The organism is Paraburkholderia fynbosensis (assembly GCF_902859935.1).
Classification (GTDB): Bacteria; Pseudomonadota; Gammaproteobacteria; order Burkholderiales; family Burkholderiaceae; genus Paraburkholderia; species Paraburkholderia fynbosensis.
Map to the genome: position 1 here is coordinate 15,724 of NZ_CADIKI010000033.1, position 16,942 is coordinate 32,665.

General features: G+C 61.0%; 17 protein-coding genes. 13 read left to right on the top strand and 4 right to left on the bottom strand.

From position 1 onward, the window contains the following. Positions 1-21 precede the first annotated feature (21 nt). From HV770_RS35080 to HV770_RS35125, 10 genes are all read left to right on the top strand, one after another. Entirely contained in the window at positions 22-1,368 is a 1,347-nt protein-coding gene (locus tag HV770_RS35080; protein WP_175166041.1) for an aminotransferase class I/II-fold pyridoxal phosphate-dependent enzyme, read from the top strand. Next, complete coding sequence (locus HV770_RS35085) at positions 1,365-2,468, top strand: zinc-dependent alcohol dehydrogenase family protein (RefSeq protein WP_175166042.1); 1,104 nt, start codon at positions 1,365-1,367, stop codon at positions 2,466-2,468. Before HV770_RS35080 ends, HV770_RS35085 begins: the two co-directional genes overlap by 4 nt. Then, a complete protein-coding gene (locus tag HV770_RS35090; RefSeq protein ID WP_217468688.1) occupies positions 2,465-3,202 on the top strand; it encodes an ABC transporter ATP-binding protein in 738 nt (245 codons plus the stop codon). The genes HV770_RS35085 and HV770_RS35090 overlap by 4 nt, the downstream gene beginning before the upstream one ends. Then, entirely contained in the window at positions 3,202-4,428 is a 1,227-nt protein-coding gene (locus HV770_RS35095) for an ABC transporter permease (protein ID WP_175166043.1), read from the top strand. The genes HV770_RS35090 and HV770_RS35095 overlap by 1 nt, the downstream gene beginning before the upstream one ends. A gap of 43 nt (positions 4,429-4,471) precedes the next feature. Further along, positions 4,472-5,242 carry an outer membrane lipoprotein-sorting protein gene (locus tag HV770_RS35100; protein WP_175166044.1) on the top strand — a complete coding sequence of 257 codons (771 nt, stop codon included), beginning with the start codon at positions 4,472-4,474 and terminating at the stop codon, positions 5,240-5,242. A gap of 18 nt (positions 5,243-5,260) precedes the next feature. Further along, positions 5,261-6,619: a hypothetical protein gene (locus tag HV770_RS35105; protein ID WP_175166045.1), complete on the top strand. Its 1,359-nt coding sequence runs from the start codon at positions 5,261-5,263 to the stop codon at positions 6,617-6,619. A gap of 300 nt (positions 6,620-6,919) precedes the next feature. After that, complete coding sequence (locus tag HV770_RS35110) at positions 6,920-7,438, top strand: hypothetical protein (RefSeq protein ID WP_343048403.1); 519 nt, start codon at positions 6,920-6,922, stop codon at positions 7,436-7,438. An 11-nt stretch (positions 7,439-7,449) separates the two neighbouring features. Further along, entirely contained in the window at positions 7,450-7,671 is a 222-nt protein-coding gene (locus tag HV770_RS35115; protein WP_121325094.1) for a YMGG-like glycine zipper-containing protein, read from the top strand. Positions 7,672-7,877: 206 nt separating this feature from the next. Further along, entirely contained in the window at positions 7,878-8,201 is a 324-nt protein-coding gene (locus HV770_RS35120; RefSeq protein WP_175166046.1) for a hypothetical protein, read from the top strand. Positions 8,202-8,377: 176 nt separating this feature from the next. Next, entirely contained in the window at positions 8,378-9,943 is a 1,566-nt protein-coding gene (locus HV770_RS35125; protein WP_175166047.1) for an alpha/beta hydrolase, read from the top strand. A gap of 76 nt (positions 9,944-10,019) precedes the next feature. On the opposite strand, the gene HV770_RS35130 is transcribed toward HV770_RS35125, so the two are convergent. Further along, positions 10,020-11,204: an endo-1,4-beta-xylanase gene (locus HV770_RS35130; protein ID WP_175166048.1), complete on the bottom strand. Its 1,185-nt coding sequence runs from the start codon at positions 11,202-11,204 to the stop codon at positions 10,020-10,022. A 270-nt stretch (positions 11,205-11,474) separates the two neighbouring features. Here HV770_RS35130 and HV770_RS35135 point away from each other — a divergent pair, with 270 nt between their 5' ends. Together HV770_RS35135 and HV770_RS35140 are read left to right on the top strand one after the other, a co-directional pair. Beyond that, positions 11,475-11,663, top strand: coding sequence for a LacI family DNA-binding transcriptional regulator (locus HV770_RS35135; protein ID WP_175166049.1), 189 nt, complete (start codon positions 11,475-11,477; stop codon positions 11,661-11,663). A gap of 58 nt (positions 11,664-11,721) precedes the next feature. Then, complete coding sequence (locus tag HV770_RS35140; protein WP_175166050.1) at positions 11,722-11,940, top strand: hypothetical protein; 219 nt, start codon at positions 11,722-11,724, stop codon at positions 11,938-11,940. Between the two features lie 5 nt (positions 11,941-11,945). On the opposite strand, the gene HV770_RS35145 is transcribed toward HV770_RS35140, so the two are convergent. Then, entirely contained in the window at positions 11,946-12,656 is a 711-nt protein-coding gene (locus HV770_RS35145; RefSeq protein ID WP_175166051.1) for a lysophospholipid acyltransferase family protein, read from the bottom strand. 335 nt (positions 12,657-12,991) lie between these two features. Next, on the bottom strand, positions 12,992-14,455 hold the full coding sequence (locus HV770_RS35150) for a mechanosensitive ion channel family protein (RefSeq protein ID WP_175166052.1): 1,464 nt from the start codon (positions 14,453-14,455) through the stop codon (positions 12,992-12,994). Between the two features lie 1,277 nt (positions 14,456-15,732). On the opposite strand from HV770_RS35150, the gene HV770_RS35155 reads away from it, so the two are divergent. Then, positions 15,733-15,879: a hypothetical protein gene (locus HV770_RS35155; RefSeq protein ID WP_175166053.1), complete on the top strand. Its 147-nt coding sequence runs from the start codon at positions 15,733-15,735 to the stop codon at positions 15,877-15,879. A 159-nt stretch (positions 15,880-16,038) separates the two neighbouring features. On the opposite strand, the gene HV770_RS35160 is transcribed toward HV770_RS35155, so the two are convergent. Continuing rightward, positions 16,039-16,344: a BON domain-containing protein gene (locus tag HV770_RS35160; protein ID WP_175166054.1), complete on the bottom strand. Its 306-nt coding sequence runs from the start codon at positions 16,342-16,344 to the stop codon at positions 16,039-16,041. Between the last annotated feature and the right edge of the window lie 598 nt (positions 16,345-16,942).

Below are 16,942 nucleotides of genomic sequence, written 5' to 3' on the forward strand. Positions count from 1 at the left end.
CAATCTCAAAGAGAGTTGAAGATGAGTTCTGATATTCACGTCGAGCGCCTGCGCGCCAGATTGCTCGGCAAACAGGGGGGCGCGCTGGTGGACCGTGAGGCGCAGGCCGCGCGCGCGGTGGCGCCGAAGGTCGCAACCGGTCCGGAGCACTACGACTTCGCGCAGTTCCCGGAGTTGCGCGAGTACGCAAACACGCGCTGGTACTACGACAAGCAGGGCTACGAGTGGAACATGTTCCGCGAGCACGCCGGCGTGGTCAGTGCCGAGGTCGACGTGGCCGGTCGGCGGATGATCAATTTTTCGTCGTACAACTATCTGGACCTGTCGGGAGACCCCCGCGTGCAGGCTGCTGCGAAACAGGCAATCGACGACTACGGAACTTCGACCGGGTCCGGCCGCATCATCATGGGCGAGATTCCTCTCTTCGCCGAGTTCGAGAGGGAGCTGGCCGACGCACTCGGCGTCGAAGACGCGGTGCTTGGCGTCAGCGGCTACGGCACCAACGTCGCGACGATCGGCTACCTCGCGCGCAAGCAGGACCTGGTGCTGTACGACGAACTGGTCCATAACAGCATGCTGGTCGGTGCGAAATTGAGCGGCGCGCGCCGCTTCGCGTTCGCGCACAACGATTGCGACGCGCTCGAGCGGCTGCTGATCGAGCATCGCAGCAACTTCGAGAGGGTGCTGATCCTGACCGAAGGCGTGTTCAGCATGGATGGCGATATCCCCGATATGCCGCGGCTGATCGAAATCAAGAAGCGTCACCATGCGCTGCTGATGGTCGACGAAGCGCATTCGATGGGCGTGATCGGTGCGCGCGGCTTCGGCGTCGTCGATCACTTCGGGCTGAACGGCGCGGACATCGACATTCACTACGCGTCGATGAGCAAGGCCTTCGCGACGATTGGCGGCTATGTCGCCGGGCGCCGCGAGCTGATCACGATGCTCAAGTACTACGCACCGGGCCTCGGGCTCTACATTGCGTCGCCTATGCCGGCCAACGCCGCGGCCGGACTGGCGGCGCTGCGCATCATGCGCGACGAACCGCAACGCGCGCGGCGCGTCGTGGAGAACGCCGGCTATTTCCGCGCGCAGGCGCGGCTCGCGGGCTTGAACGTCGGGCGCAGCGAAGGCTCGGCTGTGATCCCGGTGATGCTGCCCGACGCCGAGCTGGCGCTATGGATGGCCGCGCGCATGTTCGAGAACAACATCTTCACGTTCCCGATGATATTTCCGGTCGTGCCGCGCAACGCCGCGCGCCTGCGCTTCTTCGTCAACACCGCTCACACGCGCGAACAGATTGACCGCACGGTTCGCCTGCTGGTCGAACTGAAGGCCGTCGCGCCGATCAGCAAGGGGCTCTTTTGAAACAGATTCGTTTCGACAGGTTCGGCGTGCCGTCGCAGGTGGCGCGCTGCTGTGAAAGCGCGGCTCCCGGCGCGCCGTCGGCGTGGGAGGTACTGGTCGACGTCGAGGCTTGCACGGTCAATTCCGCCGACCTCGCACGGCTCGCCGGCCGCTACGGCGAATTGCCGAGGTTACCCGCCAGCGTGGGCCTGGAAGCCGTGGGGCGGGTCGTCGATTGCGGTGCATCGGTGCACGAGTTGGCGATGGACCGGGTCATCCTGGTCGGCAACGACAACTGGTGTCAGCAGAAACGACTCGCCGCGTCGCAAGTGTTCAAGGTCGCGGCGGATCTCGATCCGCTGCAACTCGCCGCGCTCAAGGTCAACGCGTGCACGGCACTCGAACTGGTGCGCCGTCACGCGGCATTGGAGCGCGGCGCGTGGATCGTACAGACGGCGCCGCTGTCGGGCGTCGGCCGCGCGGTAATGCAGATCGCGCGTCACGATGGCTTGCGCACGGTAAACGTCGTGCGACGCGCCGATGCGATCGCGCAGGTTCGCGCGGCTGGTGGCGATGCCGCCATCGTGGACGGTCCCGAACTGGTGCAGGCGGCCAAGGCCGTGACAGGCGGTGCGCCGATGGTGCTCGCGCTCGACGCGGTCGGCGGCGATGGTGTCGCGCGCCTCGCACCGCTGCTCCAACGCGGCGGCTCGATCGTGAACTACGGGATGTTGTCCGGTAAGCCGATTCAACTCGATAGCGACGCGCTGATCTTCAGGGACATCGTCCTCAAAGGCTTCTGGCTGACGCAGCGTTTGTCGCGCATGACGCTCGTGCAGCGCGACGCACTGATGGCGGAAGCCGTCCTGCTGCTGCGCGCGGGCGTACTGCATGCGGAAGTGGCCGCGACCTATCCGCTCGAAGCCGTTGGCAAAGCGCTGCGTCATGTCGACGAGCCTGGGCGCCGCGGCAAGGTCTATCTGCTGCCCAATGGGCCTATCGGGTCGTTTGTCCCAGGTGGCTCCGTCGATTCGATCGGCAGTGCCGCCGCAAGCCCGCACGCGATAGCGGCCCGCACCGCTTCCGGTTCGACTTCGCAAATACATTGGGGACACTCGTGAAACTCGAACCGCGTGAAACCGCGCTGCCCGGCGCGGACATCGCGTCGGCCGCGAGTTGTGCGGCGCCGGTCGTACGTCTGAGGGGCGTCGGCAAGACGTATGGCCAGATCCACGCGCTTGCCGATATCCATCTGGATGTTCAGGCCGGCGAGATGCTGGCGATCGTCGGCCCGTCCGGCAGCGGCAAGACCACCTTGCTCAATCTGATCGGCCTGCTCGACAAGCCGTCGACTGGAGCGATCGAAGTGCTGGGCGAGCCGACCGCCTGCCTGAGTGCAGCCGGGTACGCGCGACGTCGTCAGTCGTCGATCGGCTTCGTGTTCCAGAGCTACAACCTGATCCCCGTGCTTGATGCGCTCGACAACGTGCTCTTGCCGCTGCGGCTTGGCGGACGCACGAGTGCCGCGCAGACCGCACAGGCGCGCGAACTGCTCGATGAGGTGGGGCTCGACGGGCATCACCACAAGCGCCCGGACCGCATGAGCGGCGGACAACGGCAGCGCGTGGCGATTGCACGCGCGCTGATCGCGAAGCCGTCGCTCGTGATTGCCGACGAGCCGACGGCCAGTCTCGACGGCGGTAACGTGCACGCCGCGATGCAATTGTTCCAGCGGCTGAACCGCACACATAGCGTGACCTTTGTGTTCTCAACCCACGATGAGCGCGCGCTGAGCTATATGACCCGCTCGATACGCCTGTGCGACGGGCACGTGCGTGATGGAGACAAACGTTGATGCATTCGCTGGTTCTTGCACTGAAGAACGCTTTCCGCCACCGTCGCCGGAGTGTTGTCACGCTCGCGGCGATCGCGCTCGGCCTCGCCGCGATCAATCTGTTTAGCGGCTACATCGCGAATGTGTACGCGGGCCTCGAGCAACAGGCCGTGATGGGCGAGCGGCTCGGGCATCTGACTATCTTCAAACGTGGCTTCCTGCTCGAAGGCAAGCTGCAGCCGAAGCGCTATCTATTCACGCCGGAAGAAGCCCGCAAACTGGAGGCGATCGTCATGCACGAACCCGGTGCGAGGCTGGTGTCGCCGCGCCTGAGTCTGAACGGCCTGATTTCGAACGGTGAGGCGTCGACCGTGTTCATCGGCGAAGGCATCGTCGCCGAACATAACGACATGCTCGGCGCGGCCGACGAGAGCGACGCCGGCGGCCGGCTCGACCGGCACCGGCAAGAAGGCGTGGCGGTGTCGTCGGATCTCGCCAGGCTGCTCAATCTTCGCAAAGGCGAGACGTTCAGCCTGCTCGCATCGACCATCGACGGCCAGGCGAATGCGGTGGATGCGGATGTCGTCGATATCTTCAATACGGGTAGCGCGGGCACCAATGACAAGTATGTGCTGACCAGTCTGGGACTCGCGCAGTCGCTCATGAATACCGACTCGGTGGAACGCTTCATCGTGCTGCTCGACAACGCGGCATTGACGCAGCGGGCGAAGCGGGACCTTCTCCATCGACTGCGCGCCCGAGGTTTCGACGTCGAGATCAGAACATGGCAGGAAATGTCGAGCTTCTATACGCAGGTGAAGGGGCTGTTCGACATGATCTTCTCGTTCATTGCGAGCATCGTGCTCGTCATCTCCGCAATGAGCGTGGCGAACACGATGTCGATGGCGGTGGTGGAGCGCACACGCGAAATCGGCACGTTGCGCGCACTGGGGTTGACCAATGCGGGTGTGATTCGCCTATTCGCGTTCGAGGGACTCTGGATTGCGCTGCTGGGCTGTCTGCTCGGGCTCGTCGTCACGCTAGCCGCCGCGTGTGCGATTAACGCATCCGGGATCGGCTATACCCCACCCAATTCGTCCGATCGCGTGTTGCTGCAGATCGATCTCGACTGGCTGCGCATGGGCGCGATCGCCCTCGCGGTGAGTTTTTTCGCCGTGCTGTGCGCGGCTTATCCGGCCTATCGCGCAACCCGTATCGAAGTCGTCGACGCACTGAGCTTCGTGTGACGGCGCGGCCCGCTTTATTGTTGATTAATGAGCCATCGCGAATATGCAGTGTTATAAAAAATCCATTCTTCTGCTGGCTTCATTGCTTGTGGCGAGCGCGTCCTTTGCAGTCGGTGCATCGGCAACGGAAACCCTGGACGCCGCGCAGATCGTCGCGGCAAGTGATCGCGCGCGCGGCGGTGGGCTGAGCGGCGTGCAATGGACCATCGATATCACGGGCCAGGATTCCGGCGGCCCGATCGACAGAAGGACTTACATGGTCCGCGCGAGCGGCGAAGACAGCCTTGCGCAGGCCACGTATCCTCCGCGGGAAGCGGGTAGCCGCCTGTTGCAGAATGGCCGCAGCATGTGGTTCGGCAAGCCGACGCTGACCAAGCCCGTGTTCATTTCGACGCGCCAGAAGATGGTCGGTCCCGCGTCGAACGGCGATATCGCTTCGACCAACTACGCGAAAGATTACGACGCAACCGTGCTGCGTACCGAGCAGGTGAACGGCGAAGACGCCTACGTCCTCAACCTGGTCGCGAAGAACAAATTCGTCACCTACGACCGGATCGTCTACTACGTTTCCGTGTCGCATCTCGTGCCGTTGAAGGCCGAGTTTTATACGGTTTCGGGAAAGCTCTTCAAGACGGCCGTGTTCGAAATGAACAACCGGCTCGACATCGACGGCAAAGCACAGCCGTTCATCAGCAAGATGAGCATTCAGGACACGATTGAAAAGTCGAACTTCTCGCTATTGCAGTACAGCGAGGTGCGGACGAAGCAATTCGGTGCCGACACGTTCAATCTCGGTTCGCTGAATCGTCCCTGATCGCAGGTTGTCGAAGTGATGAAGCTGAAACGCGCCGGGGGGCGGCGATGTTGCGAGTCGCGCAGGCCGCGCATCCTGCTCGGCCTGTTTCATGCATTCGCATTGGCTTGCACCGGCATCTCGGGGCCGGCATCGGCGGCCGATGGGCAGGACGGCGGCGCGTTCGGCGGCATTGCTTTTCAGCATCACACGCAGATTGTCGGCTTTGGGACGGGCGCCGTATTAAACCGGCGCTCGCTGGCCAATCCGGACAACCAGATAGCGAAGCTGCCGGAAACCCAGGGTGAAATCGATCCTCGTGTGGATCTGACGCTCAAGGTCGATCCGTGCTATCTGCAACTCAAGCCGCGCGGGTTCTTCGTCTGGCAAGGCAGCACGCCGGGCGCGGGCGCCCGCGCGTCGACCGATGCTTACCTGAACGAAGGGCGGCTGTCATGCCAGATGCCCGGCAACGTGAACCTGGAAGTGGGCCGCGGCGTGCTGCTATGGGGCAGCGCGATACTACTGTCGCCGAGCAATCCGTTCTTTGCGGAAACGGGCAGGACCGACCCTGTCAGGGAGCAACTCGGCCGTGATATGGTGCGTGCGAGCGCGCAGATCACCCCGTCGTGGAGTGTCGAAGGCATCAGCAACTTTCACGTCGATACGCGCGATGCAACGAAGGCCTACTTCTCCCCGGTCACGGCGATCAAGGTCAACTGGACCGGCGACTCGGTGTCGGCAAGCGCGCTTGTGTCGCATCGCGACAATGGCGTGGACCGGCTCGGCGCATACGGCACGTGGACGGTGTCGGATGCGCTGTTGCTGTACGGCGATACGTCGGTGGGGCAGGGGCGCAACGCGCTATTCGCCGAACAACAGGCAACGGCGCCAGCGGGCTGGACGCTCTCGCAGAATCAGACACGCGACAGCGCATGGCGCGTCAGTGCGCTGCTGGGCGCAAGCTACACGCTGCTGTCCGGATGGACCCAGACACTGGAACTGCTCTATAACGGCGACGGCTACACGAGCGGCGAGAGACGTGCGTATCAGAATGCGATCCGCTCTGGCAACACCGCGCTTGCTATGGGCGACGCCGCGGCCGCCGGTTTGTTGGGCCAGGCGTTGAACCCGCAGCAGAGCTTGCTCGGACAACGCTATGCATTAGTCCAGCTGGGCCGCACGGACCTGTTCAATAGACTCGATCTGACACTGCGGTATATCCAGGCATTCGATATGCCATTTGGAGGAAACTTGGCATTGTCACTTACCTACAAATTGGGTCCCTCCGCCGAGTTGTTTGCATTCGGCCAATGGAACGTCGGCAACCCGCAATCGGAGTTCTTACAGCTTTATAGATATTCCGTCATCAGCGGCTTTCGCTACTACTGGAACTGAATTCAACGCGGTATGCACGAGTGACAGTTTCTTGTTTCCCCGATTGACCGGCGCCGCTTTCCTTCCAGACCAAATTGTATTGAATTGTGACACGAGGCAAATACGGTCCTCTGCGGTTTCGACCGGGTGGAAATGACCTTGGAAATTATAGGAAACGGCCCTAGACTCTATATCGCGCCGGTTGTTCAGGTTAACTGACTATGCCGGCCGGCCGGTCGTATCCGCAATCAATGCCAGTTATCCATGTGAACATCTGTCACCTGGCGTCGTTGGAATAGCAGTCCGGTAACGCCGGAGCGAATGACTTCACTGCGTGAGTCGAGTCTGAACAAGGAGACCCCAACAGACCCCAGACCATTCCTCGACACAACTCGATCGGCGCCGCCGGAGACGGTCGGCAGCAAGCTGCTGGAGCACATAACTTCCATGGAGTACGTGATGGCAACTAAACCACAATGGCGAACGCTGTTATCTCTCGGTTGTCTGTCGTTCGCCCTGATGGGCAATAACGCCCGCGCAGAAAGCATTCCGATTGTGACAGGCGAGCAGTGGGTCGCGTCGTCGCCGGAGGCCAAGAAGGCGTATCTCGTCGGCGTCGCCAATATGCTCGAAATCGAGCGCGCCTACGCCGGCAACGCGGCCGCCCATAGCAACGATATCGCGCCGCGCTTCTCGAAAGGCATGCAAGGTCAATCTCTCGACAGCGTGCGCCAGGGGCTCGACAACTGGTACGCCGCGAATCCGACGAGAATCCAGCACCCGGTGATTGAGACCCTGTGGTTTGAAATGGTCGTGCCCGGCCTGAAGAAAAACCAATGAGGAAGACGATCATGAAACGACTTGGATGGATCATGGGCATTGGCGTTTTCGCGGTCGTCGTCGGATGTACGGACATGAGCGCGCGACAACAGGGAACGATGAGCGGCGCGGCGATCGGCGCGGCCGGCGGCGCGGGCATTGCGGCGATCTCGGGCGGTGACGCATGGACCGGCGCACTCATCGGCGGTGCGGCGGGTGGGGTGGCCGGCAATATCAGGGGCGGGCGACAGTAAGACGTCGGGACGGGGCACGGAGTGGTCTGTGCATCGCGCCCCGTCCGCGTTCGCGGCGCGTGTCGACGCGCTTTGCATCAAGCCGGGCGGGTCGACTATCGAGTCGTCCGGCCATCTAACGGCATGGGCTTGAGTGTCTGCTGCCGCATTACAAAAAGCTATCCGATTCTGCGGGTCGAGAGTGATTTGCCGCAAGGCGACGCCATGTGAAAGCCTTCCGCTGTCGTCACGTCGCGTTTTGCATTCAAGGCGCGAGACCGGTCACCCCATTCATCCTTCCAGCACTGCCCATCGCGGCGCCTGCGCCCTTCGCAGCTCAGTTCATCGCACCCATGGCCTCCTATGCAAATGTCAAAAGTGCATTGCGAGCGCCGAAGCGATTCATCGGTCTGCGCGAGAGTTTGAACGGATGGATAAAAGACCTTAGGATATCCAGGCGGGAACAGGCAACGAACGCGCGCCGTGATCGCAGCCAGACCGGAAAAACCATCGCGGCGCTCTTTCATAGCGTCGCTCAGTCCGCTCGATGAACGACGTTCGCCTTGCAGGCCGCTGCAAGGCCCGACCGGCGCGTATGATCGGACCACGGACACTGCAAGCCGAGGCTTGGCGCTCGAGCCCTTGAACGCCGTCGAGGTGGCGGCATGAGCACAAGACGCAAGCGCCAAGCCTGCGAGAATGTGCAATCCTCACTAAGAGAGCACGAATGCTACGCACGTCGCTGAAGGTAATAAAGATAAGTGCATTGATTCTGGTTCTGCTGATCATCGCCGCGCTAGGGATGCGCGCATGGTACGCGCAGCGTGCTCCGGACTTGTCGGTCTGGCATACCTATGTGCCGCGCGAAATGACGATCGAGGAAATGGACGCCGGCGACTGGAACGCCTATATGAAGGCAGAGGCGCGGATTTTTAACGACGTGCGCGTCAATGTTGTCGAGAAACTGAGACCGGCCGAGCGCGTGCCGTCGAACCGCTACTACAAAGGCTCGCCGATCTATCCGGAGCAGTTCGCGGAGAACTGGAACCGCTCGTACATACTTGAACCATCGGGGCCGCCCGTGGGCGCGGTGGTATTGCTGCATGGCCTGACGGATTCGCCTTTCAGCTTGCGCCATATTGCGCGCCGCTACCGGGACCGGGGCTTTGTCGCAATCGGCATTCGTCTGCCGGGACACGGTACGGTGCCGGCCGGGCTGACGCGCGTCGAATGGCGTGAATGGGCCGCCGCGACGCGGCTCGCGGTGCGCGAAGCGCGCCGGCGTATCGGTCCGGACAAGCCGCTCGAATTGGTCGGCTTCTCGAACGGCGGCGCGCTGGCGCTGCAATATGCGCTGGACTCCATCGAGAATCCTGCGCTCTCGCGTCCGACGCGCGTCGTGCTGATCTCACCGATGATCGGCGTGACCCGTTATGCCCGCTTTGCCGGACTGGCCGGCTTGCCTGCGGTGTTCCCGGCATTCGCGCGGGCCGCTTGGCTCGGCATCGTGCCGGAGTTCAATCCGTTCAAATACAACTCATTTCCGGTCAACGGCGCGCGTCAATCCTACCTGCTCACGAGTACGATTCAGGATCAGATCAACCGGCTGCATCGTGAGAACAGGCTGCTTGCCTTGCCGCCGGTGCTGACGTTCCAGTCCGTGACCGATTTCACCGTCAGCACGCCGGCGGTGATGTCGTCGCTCTACGATCAGCTTCCCGAGAACGGCAGTGAAGTCGTGTTGTTCGACGTGAATCGCAGTGTGAGATTCAGAACCTTTCTGCGCGTGGCGTCGTACACCGCGCTCTCACGATTGCTGCGCACCGGGCCGCAAAACTATCGCACCACGGTCATCGCAAACGCGTCGCCGGATTCGAGCCATACCGTCGCGCGCAGTGTCGATGCGGGTCAAGTGGAGACGCATGTCACGCCTCTGAACATCGAGTATCCACAGGATATTTTTTCGTTGTCGCACGTCGCGATTCCGTTCCCGGTGACGGACGCACTCTATGGCATCGCTCCGAACGACGAGGAAAATTTCAACGAAAATCTGGGCACGCTCGCCCCGCGAGGCGAACGCGGTACGTTGATTCTGACGCTCGACTCCATGTTCCGGATCGCATCGAATCCGTTCTTCCCCTATCTGCTGGAGCGCATTGACGAGGGCATCGGCAAGCTGCCGAATCCGGTGGTCAAGTCGCCCGAACGTTCTCACGAAACCGCGGCGGGGCAGCCGGACGCAACGGCGGACGAGCTACCGGAGCTCAACGAGGTCGGGTCTGATGAGCCGTGACAAGCCGATGCCGCGGTAGTCGGCCATCCACGAGAGACTGCGCCCGCTCATCGCAGTCTCTCGAATCAAGCGAAAATTACGGCTGATAGGACGGATCGACGATCGTCCAGAACGCCGCTTTCGGCTGCAGGTTGGCCGCGAACAGCAGCGGCAGATTGTTGCGCGGCACCGGCGTCGATGTCAGCCATGTGTGCTTGTCGGTATAACCCCACAGTGTCACCGCCTTGATGCTCGCCTCCTGTTCGAACAGGTCGAACACGGCGCGATAGCGCTGAGCCTGGGCGCGCATCACGTCGTTCGGCACCGGACGGCCGAGGTCGGGCAGACACGCATGCGGGTTGCTCCAGCATTCGCCGGAGTCGGTATAGAGGCTCACGTCGAGTTCCGTCACCTGGTTTTCGAGTCCGAGCGCGGCGACGTCCTCAATAGCCTGCTTGATGTTAGGCAGTGGCGGCCAGTTGACGCTGATGTGCATCTGATGCCCGACGCCGTCGATCGGCACGCCCTCGGCGCGCAACTCGCGAATCACGGAGAGCAGTTTCGCGCGCTTGGCTGTGTCGTCGGTGTTGTAGTCGTTGATATAGAGCTTGACGTTCGGATCGGCCGCTCGCGCCGCGCGGAACGCAATCGCAATGTAGTCCTTGCCGAGCGCGCGATACCACGGACTGTCTTCGCGATAGACCAGATGCGGGTCGTCGCTGATGACTTCATTGACCACGTCCCACGCATAGACCTTGCCGCGGAAATGTGTGACCACGTCGGTTACATAGCGGCGCAGCCGTGCCGCGACGATGTCGTGATAGTGCGGATCGTTGGGGTCGCCGGCAAAGAACCAGTCCGGCGCTTCTTTCCAGCCGCCGCTCTTGAAGTGCCAAACGAGCGTGTGCCCGCGCACCGCGATGCCGTGGGCCTCGGCGAACGCGACGATCTCGTCGGCCGGCGCGAAGTTGTACTTGCCCTCGGCGACGCCGATCGTGCCCGGCTTCATCTTGTTCTCGGCGGTCAAGCTCGAAAACTGTGTGGCGAGGAGCGCGGCGTCAGCCGGGTTTTCGATCGAGTCAGGTTCGATCGCGGCGCCTACCTTGAAATGCGCAGCCATTACGTTTCGCAGTTGCGGCGGTGTTTCTGCGGGCACGGCGGCGAGGGGCGGGCCGTCTTGAGCGGCGCTCGCCTGGCTGCTCGCGCAGCCGGCGCTCCAGACAACCGAGCACAGAGCGGCGGCCATGCAGAGCAGGCGTAACGGGGGACGTCGAGTGCGCATTTATCTGTCTCCTGGCGGTGTGTTTTCGATTCGAGCGATTTTTAACTACGTGTAACGTTAGCGGTAACATCATGATGTTAAGGAGCGCCGGAGGCCCTCGCTATGCGGGGTTAACCTGACTGATCCGGCGCAGCCGATGCGATGCGCAGCAGGCGCGCGACGCTGCACCGTCATCGATACGCCGGAACTCGCGGTGCCCACAAACTCGTAAGGCAGCAGCGCGCCAGTTTGATAAGCGTGGCCGGATCACATCCTTGGCCAGACCAGCGCATGGGCATTCGACAGCTCGCCGGCGAGCTCAATCTTCCTGTTTCGACGATCTCGCGCGCGTTGAACGACAGCGACGAAGTCCGCGCCGAGACCCGCGAACGTGTGCGCGCTGCCGCGCTTGCCCACGGCTATGCGCCGAGCAAGTCGGCCGAGAGTTTGCGCAAGGGCCGCCTGACATCATCGGACTGATGCTGCCGATGCGGCGAAGAAGAGAAATACACGCTCGGCGTCTTCATGACCCTGGCTGATGACCAACCGCCATTTCCCGTTCGTAGCGTTGGGCCGCAGCGAATCGGGCGGCGAGCACGCCTGGGTCGACCTCGATTTCGAAGCCGTGGCTGATGCGGGTGTCGCGCGGCGCGTGGCGCTCGGGCATCGGCGCATCGCGCAGGGGTCGACGCCATTCAAGTCGACAGAAGCCGTGCGCTATCGACCGTGCGCACCGCCGAAATCCATTCCGATCTAAACGTATCAAAGCCGCATCAGTTCTTTTGTCATCCACTCGTGGACGGCTCTACCCAGTTCTTGCTGTGACAGGTCTCGAGGGGAAAATGCCGGACCGACAACCACACGAATTTGTCCGCGGCCGCTGGGCCAGCCTTTGGCCGGCCAGACTTTGCCCGCGTTGAGAACCACCGGGACAGCAGGTACGCCAGTCGCGCAAGCCAATCGCACGCCTCCCGATGTCATCCTCAACGGGGCATCATGTGGCACCCGTGTACCCTCCGGAAAGATGACAACGACGTCTCCCTTCGCCAGTCGATCGGCGCTTTCTTGCGTTACAGCCTGGTGAGCCTGTCGAGCGGAGCCGCGGTTCAGACTAACCATATCAAGGCCGCGTAGCACCCATCCAAAAAAAGGAATACGAAGAAGCTCTTCCTTGAAAACGAAACTGATACGCTGTGGAAAAAGTGCGAGAAACGCGAGGGTCTCCCACGTCGATTCGTGACGGCACAGTAGTATCGCCGGTCCTTCGGGAATATGTTCAAGCCCGTCTACCGAACAGGAGACTCCCGGCAGCACGCGCATCACAATCACCAGTGCCCGGCACCATTGTTTTGCCAGCCAGTATCGTCCAGCCCGGCCGACGAAAGGAAACAGGAGCAATATGACCATCGAATACAGTGTCCCGCTACCGAGAAGGTAGACGATGAACAACCATTTGGTGAATGTCGAGCGCATCGGGGCCTGATTTAGATTGGTTTCCGGCGAAACACCCCACCGTTGACAGGTAAGACCACGCCATGAACGATGGGTTCTCTCCCCAAGACTGAAAGTGACAACCCGCGCCCGAAATATGACGCACTCAGCAAGCCATCGGTTCTAGCTGCATGTGCGTCCGGCGAATTCAAAACTTTTCTGCAGTTCTGCCTCTTGGGTACCGAAGCATCAAAGATTCATGAAATCGGACCGCAATAATAAAGACGTGGTGGCGGGCATCGCACCATCATGACCACGTCATCGCGCGGGTTGCTGTCTGCGGAGAAGCACAACAAGCGTGCGCATCCGCCAGCAATTCACGAATCATCGCGCAGGGAATGCAGTTGCCGAACTTTCTCGAACAGCCACTGGAAAACCGAATGGTCTGTGTCCTTCGCTACAGGAATAGCGGTCATTAGTTTGCTAATCGCATCCTGACGATAGGCCAGCAATTGGCACATCTGCTTCGCCACTTGGGGATGCTCTTTCAGGAACGAAGTCATGTCGTCCTTGCTTACCTGATATAGCAGGCAAGGGGTAAGAGTCGCTATGGAAACATGCATGGGAAGTCCGGCGAGCAGCCCGGTTTCGCCAAATGTTTCGTCCGGCCCGATACGAGCAATCTCACGGCTGCCGGACGATTCAGCATAGGTAACGGCAAGTACGCCGGAGTGGACAATTGAAAGACTGTCTGGGACTGCTTCAGACGCCAGAATTTGTTGATTGGCCTGATATTCGTGTCTCGAAAGCCGCGCTGCAAGCCGTGTGATTTCGTCGCCTGTCAGGCTTTCGAACAGGCTCACCCGTTTTAGAAGTGCTTCCCTCGCGTCATGCGCGGTAGGGGTTGGCGCGGGCATCCCCAATGCACGCAGTGCTACGCCTGACGCGGCGAGATGCCGATAACAGAGGTCGAAAAGCTCGTTGGATGCATTGAGCTTTTTGTTCATATCGTCGACGAAACCAACCACCTCGTATTGCACCGAATTCAGCGTAGTACGCTTCATGCGGGCCGAGGGAGCAGGGGCGGCAAGGATGGCGTTGCAACCGGTCAGCGCCTGGCCTAACGCATCGAGCACCGTCTTAGGCCGTGCCTCTGGCTCAATCTCCAGGACCAACGATAGACCATGAACATTCGCCGGCCTGCTGTTGTTAGAAATCTTTGCCTTCGCGGCGACGGCATTGGGAACAATAAGGGTGTTTCCCTGACCGGTGAGCAAATGCGTGGCGCGCCAGTTCATCTCGACCACCTTGCCTTCAACGTCATCAATCATCACCCAGTCGCCAACTGAGTAAGGTTCGGTGGTGTTAAGCACGATGCCTGCGAAGACGTCGCTGAGTGTGCTCTGGATTGCCAGGCCAAGTACGATAGCGAGGGCGCCCGATGTGGCGACGAGCCCACGCACCGGCAACTCAAGCACAAAGCCAAGAGCTGCCACGACCGCGGCAAGAAAGACGACAGCGCCGAAAACGTCCGAGAATAACCGCTGCCGTCGCCATGCACTCGGGAGTAACAGCGTATCAAGCGAGAGAGTGAGCAGTCGCGCGGCCATCAACCACCAGATTATTTCCAGCACCTGGCCCAACCAGTGCTGTTCGACCGCGTTCAGGTCGGGTGCCTGTGTGAATGGACTCAGGCCGGACCAAAAGAGTACCCAACTCAGCACGGAAAAAAGCGCAAGCCGTAGCAGCAGTCGCGAGAATTCGTGAGCAGGAAGTCGGAAACGCCACACGATGACGTCGATAGCGACGATACCGAATCCGAGAATAAGTGGATATTTCACAGGCGGTTCCCCACAAGGCAACCTTGGGAGGATACACACATCGCATCAATGCGGGCTTGCGGGAGCGCACGAAGAGATACATCTGCCACGTCCCGCTGGTGGCTGTAGCGCCGGCCATGCAGCGTCAAAAAACCTGTATATTTATACAGTATCGTACGCGCGATTTCGCGGCTGTGAACTGGCACTTTTAATTGAGGCCATCGCTACACGGCTTCGCGTCGGCGGCCGGTTCCCGAGCGCAAGGCTGACACGCCCAAGGAAGCGGTGGCGTACCGCGTGCGTCACCGCTTACGGCCAGGCGCATACGGCAGCGGAGCTGTGTTGGTCGAATTCGTGACTTGAGCAACAGGCGATGCCCTGGCATGAGCACAGGCATGACGACGTGCTTGCTTCATTGAGAGGAGATTCCATCGTGAGAGCGGATGAATGGGTCAGAGAGGCCGAACGGGAAACGAAACTTGTCGATGCTCTGTACAAGGCGCGTTCCCTGATTTCGATGCACAACGGTATGACCGTGAGGTGCGACGGCGAGGAATGGGCGCTTGACTTTGGGCAGGAGCTGAAGATGATTGACGCAACGTTGAAGATGGCTGGAGTCGACACTCGGCGCCCTAGGCAGTAGCTAGTTGTCGAGCCGCTCGAGTCGAGGCAATTATTGGTGGAAAGCGGTGCGAAGGACGACGCGTAATTTAGTCCGGTTTGCGCAATTGCCAACGGCCGGCGCGCCTGCGTCAATACGTTCCGCCAACTCTCCAAATCTACGCATGGGACGCTCCGCATCACAGGGATGGAGTGCAGACATACCACTCCAATTTGCTGGCTTCCGTTGCGGGTAACGCAACAACTCGCGCGACCGCGCCAGGGGTCACGCGATCGCCGAATCTGAGAAATAAGATGCCTGCTTTCGTCTTGGGGGCACGTCGCCCTCCAGCGGGAAGGCATCCTGCCTGGCGGAGCGCTATACGGCCAGCGGGAAACTGATTAGGCGCTTGGGATTCTCAGCTACTAACGAAAGTGAATGTTGGTAACCGCACTCGGCGCATCGTCACGCCAACCACTGCACGAAGAGCGACGTGAAACCCGTCGATAAGGCATAGCTTTTAAAGTTACCCGACGCTCGGCCACATTTTATTGTCACCGGCACCGTGCCTTATTGGCCCGGTACAAACTTTATTGCCACTCGTTACCGCGACGCTCGCCTGAATCGCCGACCATCTTCACATTGTGTGTCCGGGAAACCGGTGGGCAGGTTGCCGATGCGGGTCGGGGAATCGGGCGTGAACATCACTTTGCCGATGGGCGAGGGCGAGGTGACGGAACGCGTTCGATGGCTCTATCGTGTCGAGCCGGGCGTTGCGCACCGGGCACTGACGTTCCCCGCAACGCTTGCGGACGCCGTGCTCACCGCGGGCGCTGCCGCTTAAGTTGACCGATTGATGTAGTCACTGACATGACCTCGCTGTTGTTCAGGTAGTCCAGCGCAGGTCCATTTCCCCAGCGATCAAAACTGCCGAAGCAGACCGACATTGAGCGCGCGGACGGTTTGGCCGTCGTCCGCGCAGCGATATCGTTTGACTTCAACGTCAATTCAATCTTCCCCCCGATCGCGAAAGCAGATTGTTCACCGAGGTGACACCGTCAACCGTGCGGGCGCTTTGCTCCGCTAGCGCGACCTGGGTGCCCTCGGGCACCCATCCGACCAGCGTGACCTGTCCCGATCGCGCGAAGACGAATACGTGAGACAGGCTGACGCCGCTATGGGCAAAGCTGACGCGGACGTTATGGGCGAGTTGCCGGTCGGCGGCCGACGAATCGCCTTCTGCGTGGACTGCGGGTGCGATGGCGCTGGAAATCAACAATGCGAGAGTGGAAGCAATGGCTAGTTTCACGATAGCTCCTTAACGAGAGGCAACTGTGCCGGCGAACTCCGGCAGCAAGTCTTCCGGTCCACTACGGGGAGGGGCCGCGGAAGGGGATGACAAAAGTCCCTGTGCGCACCATGCCTGCCTCTATGGATGGCGCGATCAGGGGTTTGTCTGTCGGGACGGTTGGGAGTTTTGTTCTCGCCCGGCGAATAACTTGCGCGTTCATCGTGGGGAACGCGGCGTTGGATTGTCGGCCATGAGGCCAAGCCGCCGGGGCGCCGTGGTGAAGGCCCATTGAACCACTTCCGCCTGGAGCGGCGAACCATCGTTGATGCGTCGACGAGATCGCACTTCGCGATCTGCCAACACGAAGCACGAGTTGTGGCCCAGCGTCGTATCAATTGATCATAGCCCCGAATCCCGGAGCCTGCTGACGAAGGCCAGAACGGCGTTCCGAAGCTCCCTCAGCCAGGTGATTCGCGTGTCACTGCGGGTCGTGCCAAGGGGCGAGAGCCACATTTCTTGTTACCGGTACCTCGATTTCGACAAGCGGCGCGCAATTCGTCGTTGCATTTGCACAACATCAAGACCGGCGCACGTGCGTGTTCGAACGCTTGTTCGC

Excerpts from the sequence above, each read along its gene's own strand:
- HV770_RS35105 (WP_175166045.1), top strand. The coding sequence starts at position 5,261 with ATGAAGCTGAAACGCGCCGGGGGGCGGCGATGTTGCGAGTCGCGCAGG.
- HV770_RS35115 (WP_121325094.1), top strand. The coding sequence starts at position 7,450 with ATGAAACGACTTGGATGGATCATGGGCATTGGCGTTTTCGCGGTCGTC.
- HV770_RS35095 (WP_175166043.1), top strand. The coding sequence starts at position 3,202 with ATGCATTCGCTGGTTCTTGCACTGAAGAACGCTTTCCGCCACCGTCGC.
- HV770_RS35125 (WP_175166047.1), top strand. The coding sequence starts at position 8,378 with ATGCTACGCACGTCGCTGAAGGTAATAAAGATAAGTGCATTGATTCTG.
- HV770_RS35110 (WP_343048403.1), top strand. The coding sequence starts at position 6,920 with ATGACTTCACTGCGTGAGTCGAGTCTGAACAAGGAGACCCCAACAGAC.
- HV770_RS35145 (WP_175166051.1), bottom strand. The coding sequence starts at position 12,656 with ATGCGCTCGACATTCACCAAATGGTTGTTCATCGTCTACCTTCTCGGT.
- HV770_RS35080 (WP_175166041.1), top strand. The coding sequence starts at position 22 with ATGAGTTCTGATATTCACGTCGAGCGCCTGCGCGCCAGATTGCTCGGC.
- HV770_RS35100 (WP_175166044.1), top strand. The coding sequence starts at position 4,472 with ATGCAGTGTTATAAAAAATCCATTCTTCTGCTGGCTTCATTGCTTGTG.
- HV770_RS35140 (WP_175166050.1), top strand. The coding sequence starts at position 11,722 with ATGACCAACCGCCATTTCCCGTTCGTAGCGTTGGGCCGCAGCGAATCG.
- HV770_RS35135 (WP_175166049.1), top strand. The coding sequence starts at position 11,475 with ATGGGCATTCGACAGCTCGCCGGCGAGCTCAATCTTCCTGTTTCGACG.
- HV770_RS35130 (WP_175166048.1), bottom strand. The coding sequence starts at position 11,204 with ATGCGCACTCGACGTCCCCCGTTACGCCTGCTCTGCATGGCCGCCGCT.